The sequence below is a fragment of the Nostoc sp. WHI genome (genome assembly GCF_015714725.1).
Classification (GTDB): domain Bacteria; phylum Cyanobacteriota; class Cyanobacteriia; order Cyanobacteriales; family Nostocaceae; genus Nostoc.
The window spans coordinates 1-7,593 of sequence record NZ_WBKM01000358.1; the positions used below are offsets into that span (position 1 = coordinate 1).

The following is a 7,593-nucleotide window of genomic DNA, read 5'->3' on the forward strand; positions in this document are numbered from 1 at the left end:
CCCCTACCCCCTGCCCCCTTCGTAACCTTTCGTAATACTGCTCTCAGATTGCCCCTAAAAATAGTGAATTCTGAAAAGCAATATTACAAAGTATTAAGAGCAGTCATAAATGCTCAACAGAATGCCGGAAAATGTTTTGCGGAAGGTAACTGAGTTTGAAAGCTTGTGTACTTATGTTGACTCAGGCAAAATCGTAATTTATTAGCCGTAGCAGTTATTAAACTGTTGTATCTAAAAGGACGAGAAAACAAACTCAGTAAACCAAATTTAAAGTCGTACCAGTTTAATCAAATCCTGGTTTCATTTGTATTGGAGGAATCCATTAATGAGTATCGTCACGAAAGCTATCGTGAATGCTGATGCTGAAGCACGCTATCTCAGCCCTGGTGAATTAGATCGGATAAAATCTTTTGTTACAAGCGGTGAGCGCCGTCTGCGGATTGCTCAAGTTTTGACAGAAAATCGTGAGCGCTTGGTTAAGCAAGCTGGCGATCAACTGTTCCAAAAGCGTCCTGATGTTGTGTCTCCTGGTGGTAACGCTTACGGTCAAGAATTGACCGCTACTTGTTTGCGTGACCTCGATTACTACCTCCGCCTTGTCACCTACGGTATCGTTTCTGGTGATGTTACACCTATTGAAGAAATTGGTGTTATCGGTGTCCGCGAAATGTACAAGTCCTTGGGAACTCCTATTGATGGTGTTGCTGAAGGTATTCGTGGGTTGAAGAATGTCTCTGCTACCTTGCTGTCTAGTGAAGATGCTGCTGAAGCTGGCGGCTACTTCGACTATTTAGTTGGTGCCCTACTGTAGGGTGAAGCTGTTTATTCGGCACGAAACAGAAGTATTGCAATACGGTTGGAAATAAGGAATTAACAACATGGCTCAAGACGCAATTACCGCTGTAATTAACTCCGCAGACGTTCAAGGTAAATACCTAGACTCTTCTGCTTTAGACAAGCTAAAAGGCTACTTTGCCACTGGCGAACTACGGGTACGTGCTGCTAGCACCATCAGCGCTAACGCTGCTGCGATCGTCAAAGAAGCTGTAGCAAAATCTTTGCTATACTCTGACATCACCCGTCCCGGCGGCAACATGTACACCACCCGTCGCTATGCTGCTTGCATCCGTGACTTGGACTACTACCTCCGCTATGCCACCTACGCTATGTTGGCTGGCGATCCTTCCATTTTGGATGAGCGTGTACTAAATGGCTTGAAGGAAACCTATAACTCCTTAGGTGTTCCCGTCGGTGCTACTGTGCAAGCTATCCAAGCAATCAAAGAAGTAACCGCTAGTTTGGTTGGTTCTGATGCTGGTAAGGAAATGGGCGTTTACTTAGACTATATCTCCTCTGGCTTAAGCTAAGAATTAGTTTGCGCTTAAGAATTTAAGTGCGGCTTTATTAAGGTCTGGAAATCAATCGTGAGTGCTAGAACGTTATATTGCTTATCTTGGTAAATTATCAGTGATGAGTATTGGTGGTCTAGTATTGATGCTTGATTTCCAGCCTTGGAATGATTAAAAGATTTGCACTCAAGATTTTGAGATAAAAAAGTTTTCACAAAATATACAGGAGATTTTCAAAATATGTCCCGTTTGTTTAAAATTACTGCTCTTGTTCCTAGCCAAAGCCGAATTCGTACCCAACGCGAACTGCAAAATACTTACTTCACTAAGCTAGTTCCATACGAAAACTGGTTTCGGGAACAGCAACGTATTCAAAAAGCAGGCGGCAAAATCATCAAGGTGGAATTGGCAACTGGTAAGCAAGGTGCTAATACTGGTTTGTCGTAATTGCTGTAGACAAAACATTATTTTAGGGAATTGGTAAGAGGTCAGCAAAGACCTCTTTTTTGTTGAGAATTAATACTACAAAAATCCGGTAATTACACAATACTGTAGGACTTACGCAAACAATAGCTGAAACCCTGATTTTTAGGTAGGGGCAATTCATGAATTGCCCCTACCCCGTGTAGTTTTGCGTAAGTCCTATACTGTTCACTTAAGAAAATTGTAGGTTGGGTAGAACGAACGCGAGTGCGTCTCGTAGAGAAGTGAAACCCAACAAAGTCACGGAAGTGTTGGGTTGAAGAACGAAACCCAACCTACGTAGGGCTTGCTGAAAAAGAAAGAGAAGCTGACAGTATATAGATTATCTGACCAAAGAAGTATATTCAGGTGCAAGACTTGAGGGTAGAATAGCCCAAAATCCTTGGAGCACCGAGGACATCAGTACAAAAGCGTGCTGTTTCAGCAAGCCCTAAATATTCTTTAAACTTAATAAACTACTAATGAGTTTGGGTAACTCACTACAGCAGGGATTAGAGTATTCATCTAATTCATTACGTTCTATCTGCTTTGCAATTTTATCAGCACGTTCAATTGCTTGTTCAGTTAACGATTTCAATGGTTTTGGATACAAGCACATTGATTTGTCATAGTCTGGTATATGCTTTTTGAGCAAATTAAGTAACCTATCACGGGTAATTTGTGCAAAATAGTCTTGAAAGTGAATTAGATACCAGAGTTCAAAACAAGGATTTGTAATTGCTAGATTAATCTTTTGGCTTTTAGCTCTATTTATTGTACTTTGCCAATTTGCCAGACTTTTTTCAATATGCTCATCTCCGTCAAAAACAGCCCAAGCTTTATCTTCTTTAGTCCACTGCTGGTTATCTTTTCTCTGCTGTCGCTCTTCGATGAGTCTTTCAATAATGCTAGTTGGATCAGTTTTGTTTTGATGAGGCAATATAATAATATCTAAAGTTGGCGATCGCAATTCATTACGAATACTATTAAAATAAATTGGTTCTGTTTTACTTCCTTCACAAGCAATTAGTATTTTCTGAGCAATATTTCTACTAGGCGAACGACGATTTAACTGTCTTGGCACTGCTCGTCACCCTGTAAAATCATTTCCTCTTCAGATGGGAGAAACGGAACGGCTCCAAAACGACCATCTAAATAAGCTTTGTCAATTGCCAAATCATTTCGCACATGGAAATCAGTCAGAGGATACAACTCAGTACTTTGGTCAGCGCGCTTTTGCGTGAACCAAATTTGATCGCGGCGTAATAAGTTGTTTCTTTGTAAGGTATTATCATGACTTGTTAAAATCAGTTGAGCGTTTCTGGGATTGGTTTTAGAATTTTGAAATATTCTGATAAGACTTCTTACAATATTAGGATGAATATTTGTGCCTAATTCATCAATAATTGTCAATCCTCTTATTTTCAGAGATAATACTATGCGGAATAACAATCGAAATAAGCGCTGAGTGCCAAGAGACTCTTCATCGAAAAGCCAATGGATTTCATTACCGTCATGAGTTTTATGTACAGCATATATGTTGTAGCCAATCTGTTCATCAGATTTTTTTTTAAACTCTATTCTGGACAGTCCTGTATCGAATTTTTGTACCATATTTAATGTTTCTTCAAGTATTTTATTGAACCCCGAAGTACTTTGAATATCTGTAATTGCAGCTAAATATAAATCTTCGATTCCCAACTTAATTCCAAGCCAGTGATTTTTTAACCAGTTTATAAAAGACTCAATTATATCCACTTTTAATTTGATTAATGTACTAATAAATAACTCATTTTCCCTAATATTATCCTGAAGTTGATTATGCGCTCCAGCAAAATCATCACCAGTTTTCCATATAAATTTTTTGTTATTATCATCCCATTGACGAGAAAATAAACGGCGCGATCGCTTAGTTGTGTTTAAAGCATAGTCTAAGTTTTCTGAGATTATATTATTTTGATTAATTACTAGTGAATAAGTATAGATATTATTATCGAATAAAGCTCTTAATTCAAATCTTGTAGGTTTTTGAGCAAAGATCCTATCTAACTTGAAAGGATCTAGTTTTGCATATTTTAAGATTCTCTGGATTGGAACTGATTCCTGTGTGCCATGAGCCATCATGAGCAATAAATAATCCAAAGCTTGGATAACATTACTCTTGCCTGAAGCGTTAGCTCCAAAAATTGCTAAAACAGGTAAAAGCTCAATGTCCCACCCTTCAACATGATATCCAGGTGCAATTTCATGATCTGACTTTACCCGTTTGCGTTTGCTGCTTTGGCTTGTCTGACGATCGCTTTGTTTTTGAGCAACTGCACTTAGAGTTACAGGTTCTTTAATTGAGCGGTAGTTTTCAACCGTAAAATCTACAAGCATAATTCAACGCGCACAAGGCAGCTTTTTGTGATTTATTCACGTAAATCTTATCGTGAAGATGAAAAAATCTCCACTTCCAAACGGTCGTATTCTTCAATTTCTGCGGCAATCTCTGTGTCAATTACTTGCTGGTTAGCATAGTAGTAAGCTAGCGCTGCATAAACTTGTGCCAACATTAGTTGTGGTCTTTGGACAACTATCTCTTCCGGTTTCATACCTGCGTTGAAGTCGATCGCAATGTTATGTACTGTAATCCGGTGTTCCGCAATCCGAGGGCGACCCCCACAGGTTCCCGGTGTGCTGACAATCAACGTGCCAATATCGGTAACGCTTTGCATAGCCTGCTTACTAAATTGTGCTTTCATAGCAACTAAGTAATATAAAACTTCTTCTAATCTAGAAACCTAAATGTCCAACTATCTATTCAGCTGCTCGCAGCAAAATCAAACATTTATCCCTAATAATTAGGAGTTTAGCACTAATCCAACAATACTAAACATCTTGCCTAGATTGGAGAGGATAGACTTTTTATAAGAGTGATTTTTGCAAAAACTCGAATTTCCCAACATTTCAAAGCAGGTATGGGGCAATGGTGCGATTAAAACTGTGGCAGTGGTTCGTGTTGGCAATCCCGATCGCTTTTATCATCACTTTCTTATTGGTAGCCGCCGGTTCGCAAATTCATGCGTGGGGTATTAGTTGGATCTGGGGCGTGTTCACCCTTGTATTCGTTGGTTGGCGTTGGCTGTTGGTTAAATGGACTCAACCTGCTGTCAACCAGGTGGAAGCTGTATTAGCCCAAGTCCAGCAAGAATTGGAATCGACAGCAGGAGATACAGTTGGGCTACCAGTGGGCAGCGATGTCACCAAGCTTGCAGAAACCGCACTTCAAGAGATTCTGCAAGAGGCACAGAGCGATCGCCCCATTTGGGAAGATTGGCAAACCTTTTGGACGCGATGCCAAGATTTAGTTGTAGCGATCGCTCATATTTACAATCCCGAAGTGCAATATCCTCTGTTGAACATTTACGTCCCCCAGGCTTACGGACTAATTCGGGGAACGGTGGATGATATGAATCAGTGGATGCAGAAGTTATCACCAGTTCTCAATCAAGTAACAGTTGGGCAAGCATATCAAGGCTACGAAGTCTACCGGAAGTTAGAGCCATCGGCTCGGAAATTCTGGCGTGTTTGGAACTGGGCACAGTGGCTCTTAAATCCGGTGGCGGCGATCGCAAAACAAGCCAGTCAAGGTTACAGTAACCAAGCAACTCAGCAATTGTTGGGGAATTTGAGTCAGTTATTCCGGGAAGCTGCGCTGAGAAACTTATGCCGACAAGCGATCGCTCTTTACGGAGGTAGCACATTACCAGTTTCAGCATCTTCACCTACACCAACTCTATCTAAAGCAAAAACTCAAACACTGCGAGACATCCTAACTCAAGCTCAACCAGCCGAGGCAGTTGAGCAAAAGCCCGTGAACATTCTGCTGGTGGGGCGCACAGGTTCGGGAAAAAGTAGCCTGATTAACACGCTATTTCAGGACGAACTGGCAGCCGTTGATGTTTTGCCTAGTACCGATCGCATTCAGAATTATCAATGGCAGACTCAAAGCGGCGAAACCTTGACACTTTTGGATACACCTGGTTATGAACAAGTCAACCGTGCTGAATTGCGAAACTTAGTGCTTGATTATGCCATCAACGCCGATTTGCTGCTGTTAGTTACCCCTGCTCTCGATCCTGCCCTGCAAATGGATGTGGACTTTTTGCAAGACATGAAAGCAGAAGTTGCAGATTTACCTGCGATCGCGATCGTCACTCAAGTAGATCGTCTGCGTCCTATCCGCGAGTGGCAGCCGCCTTATAATTGGGAACGGGGCAATCGTCCCAAAGAAGTTGCAATTCGAGAAGCCACTGAATATCGTACCCAGATGTTGGGAAACTTTTGTAATCTTGTTTTACCTGTGGTTACGAGTGACAGTAAAACAAATCGAATTTCTTGGGGAGTAGAGGCGCTATCGTTGGGATTGATAGATGCGATCGCGCCTACCAAGCAACTTCGTCTCGCGCGCTTTTTGCGTAACCTAGAAGCCCGTACCATTGCCGCCGCCAAAATCATCGACCATTACACTTTTCAGATGACGACAACACAGGGACTAACGGCATTGCTCAAAAGTCCTGTTCTTCAGTTTGTTTCGACGCTCTCAACTGGATCTCCAGCCCTAGCCTATATGCTGGCAGAGCAAATTCCTGTGGAACAGTTGCCGATTGTAATTGGCAAACTCCAAATGGGATATGAGCTTTTCTCACTCTTGAATACAGGCAACTCTAAACCGCTCAACTTTGAGTTGTTATCCCTCTGGCCGTTATTGCTGGAAAACTCCGCTTCACCCGATCGTAACGCTTGGGCATTTGGTCACGCATTAGTGGAGTACTGGACTCAAAATTTGACGGTTGAACAACTGCGGGAACGGTTTGAAAACTATCTAAGCAAAAGATAGGCGATCGCTTAAGGTTGTAGAGTTTGATTTAAGGTGTGCGATCGCTTTTTCAACGTTGCAGGTCGAGGCATCTAATTTGTCAGTCGAGGCATCTAATTTGTCAGTCGATGCATCTAAGTTGTGAGTCGATGCATCTAATTTGTCAGTCAATACATCTAATTTGTCAGTCGATACATCTAAGTAGCTACGGTGTACACACAAGTCATCGAATTACCCAAAATCCTTGGAAAACCTCACCCTGTCCTGGCGGACATCCCTCTCCTTGCTAAGGAGAGGGACAGGTTTTGCGTAGCATAACCAGGGTGAGGTTTTAGGAAAGACTTGTGTGTACACCGTAGCCTTCTTTAAGGGGGGCTAGGGGGGATCGATAAGTGCCTAAAATTACAGCAGACTACTTTTCAAACATCTTCTAGAGCGATCGCCTACAATTGTCATTGATTGTTTAAGCTTTGGTAAGATTACTTTGTCTGATATTGGCGTAAAAAACATCGATTTGACAAACCCCCGTCAAGTAGCATTTATTGCTCTGCGAGATGTTCATAAGGGAGCTTATGCTGATGTTGCCCTAGACAGAGTGCTGCAAAAAGTTAATTTGCTTGATAGCGATCGCCGCTTAGTGACAGAATTGGTTTATGGCAGCGTCAGAAGGCAGCGTACCCTTGATGTTCTCATTGATCAATTTGCCAAAAAGAAATCTCACCAACAGCCACAAGACCTTCGCACCATCTTACATCTAGGCTTTTATCAACTCCGCTATCAACAGCGTATTCCCGCCTCGGCTGCTGTTAATACCACCGTCCAACTCGCTAAAGAAAACGGTTTTTCTGGACTCACGGGTTTTGTTAACGGTCTATTACGCCAGTATCTGAGAATAGCAGGGGGGCAGGGGGACAAAGAGGC

The 7,593-nt window shown here is 41.9% G+C and carries 9 protein-coding genes; 5 read left to right on the forward strand and 4 right to left on the reverse strand.

Annotated elements, in window-relative coordinates; translation table 11 throughout:
* Window positions 1-325 precede the first annotated feature (325 nt).
* The 3 genes from apcA (at window position 326) to F8S12_RS37000 (ending at window position 1,796) form a co-directional block, all read left to right on the forward strand.
* The gene (gene apcA / locus F8S12_RS36990) at window positions 326-811 is read left to right on the forward strand and encodes an allophycocyanin subunit alpha (protein ID WP_196521309.1); all 486 of its coding nucleotides are present in this window, start codon (window positions 326-328) and stop codon (window positions 809-811) included.
* A gap of 67 nt (window positions 812-878) precedes the next feature.
* Window positions 879-1,367, forward strand: coding sequence for an allophycocyanin subunit beta (gene apcB / locus F8S12_RS36995; protein WP_196521310.1), 489 nt, complete (start codon window positions 879-881; stop codon window positions 1,365-1,367).
* 222 nt (window positions 1,368-1,589) lie between these two features.
* Window positions 1,590-1,796 (forward strand): phycobilisome linker polypeptide, encoded by a 207-nt coding sequence (locus F8S12_RS37000; RefSeq protein ID WP_196521311.1) that lies wholly within the window; start codon window positions 1,590-1,592, stop codon window positions 1,794-1,796.
* Window positions 1,797-2,262: 466 nt separating this feature from the next.
* Here F8S12_RS37000 and F8S12_RS37005 read toward each other — a convergent pair whose 3' ends face one another.
* From F8S12_RS37005 to F8S12_RS37015, 3 genes are read right to left on the reverse strand one after another with little or no spacing between them, the layout of a single operon-like run.
* Entirely contained in the window at window positions 2,263-2,895 is a 633-nt protein-coding gene (locus F8S12_RS37005) for an RloB family protein (protein ID WP_196521312.1), read from the reverse strand.
* Window positions 2,880-4,190, reverse strand: coding sequence for an AAA family ATPase (locus F8S12_RS37010; RefSeq protein ID WP_196521313.1), 1,311 nt, complete (start codon window positions 4,188-4,190; stop codon window positions 2,880-2,882). The genes F8S12_RS37005 and F8S12_RS37010 overlap by 16 nt, the downstream gene beginning before the upstream one ends.
* A gap of 47 nt (window positions 4,191-4,237) precedes the next feature.
* A complete protein-coding gene (locus F8S12_RS37015; protein WP_230968534.1) occupies window positions 4,238-4,555 on the reverse strand; it encodes a DUF433 domain-containing protein in 318 nt (105 codons plus the stop codon).
* Between the two features lie 224 nt (window positions 4,556-4,779).
* Here F8S12_RS37015 and F8S12_RS37020 point away from each other — a divergent pair, with 224 nt between their 5' ends.
* Window positions 4,780-6,693 (forward strand): GTPase family protein, encoded by a 1,914-nt coding sequence (locus F8S12_RS37020; RefSeq protein WP_196521314.1) that lies wholly within the window; start codon window positions 4,780-4,782, stop codon window positions 6,691-6,693.
* On the opposite strand, the gene F8S12_RS37025 is transcribed toward F8S12_RS37020, so the two are convergent.
* The gene (locus F8S12_RS37025) at window positions 6,679-6,843 is read right to left on the reverse strand and encodes a hypothetical protein (RefSeq protein WP_196521315.1); all 165 of its coding nucleotides are present in this window, start codon (window positions 6,841-6,843) and stop codon (window positions 6,679-6,681) included. The two genes, F8S12_RS37020 and F8S12_RS37025, sit on opposite strands and share 15 nt — an antisense overlap.
* Window positions 6,844-7,186: 343 nt before the next feature.
* Between F8S12_RS37025 and F8S12_RS37030 the strand changes: the two genes are divergently transcribed.
* On the forward strand, window positions 7,187-7,593 hold a 407-nt coding region (locus tag F8S12_RS37030; RefSeq protein ID WP_331001491.1), incomplete at its 3' end, for a transcription antitermination factor NusB.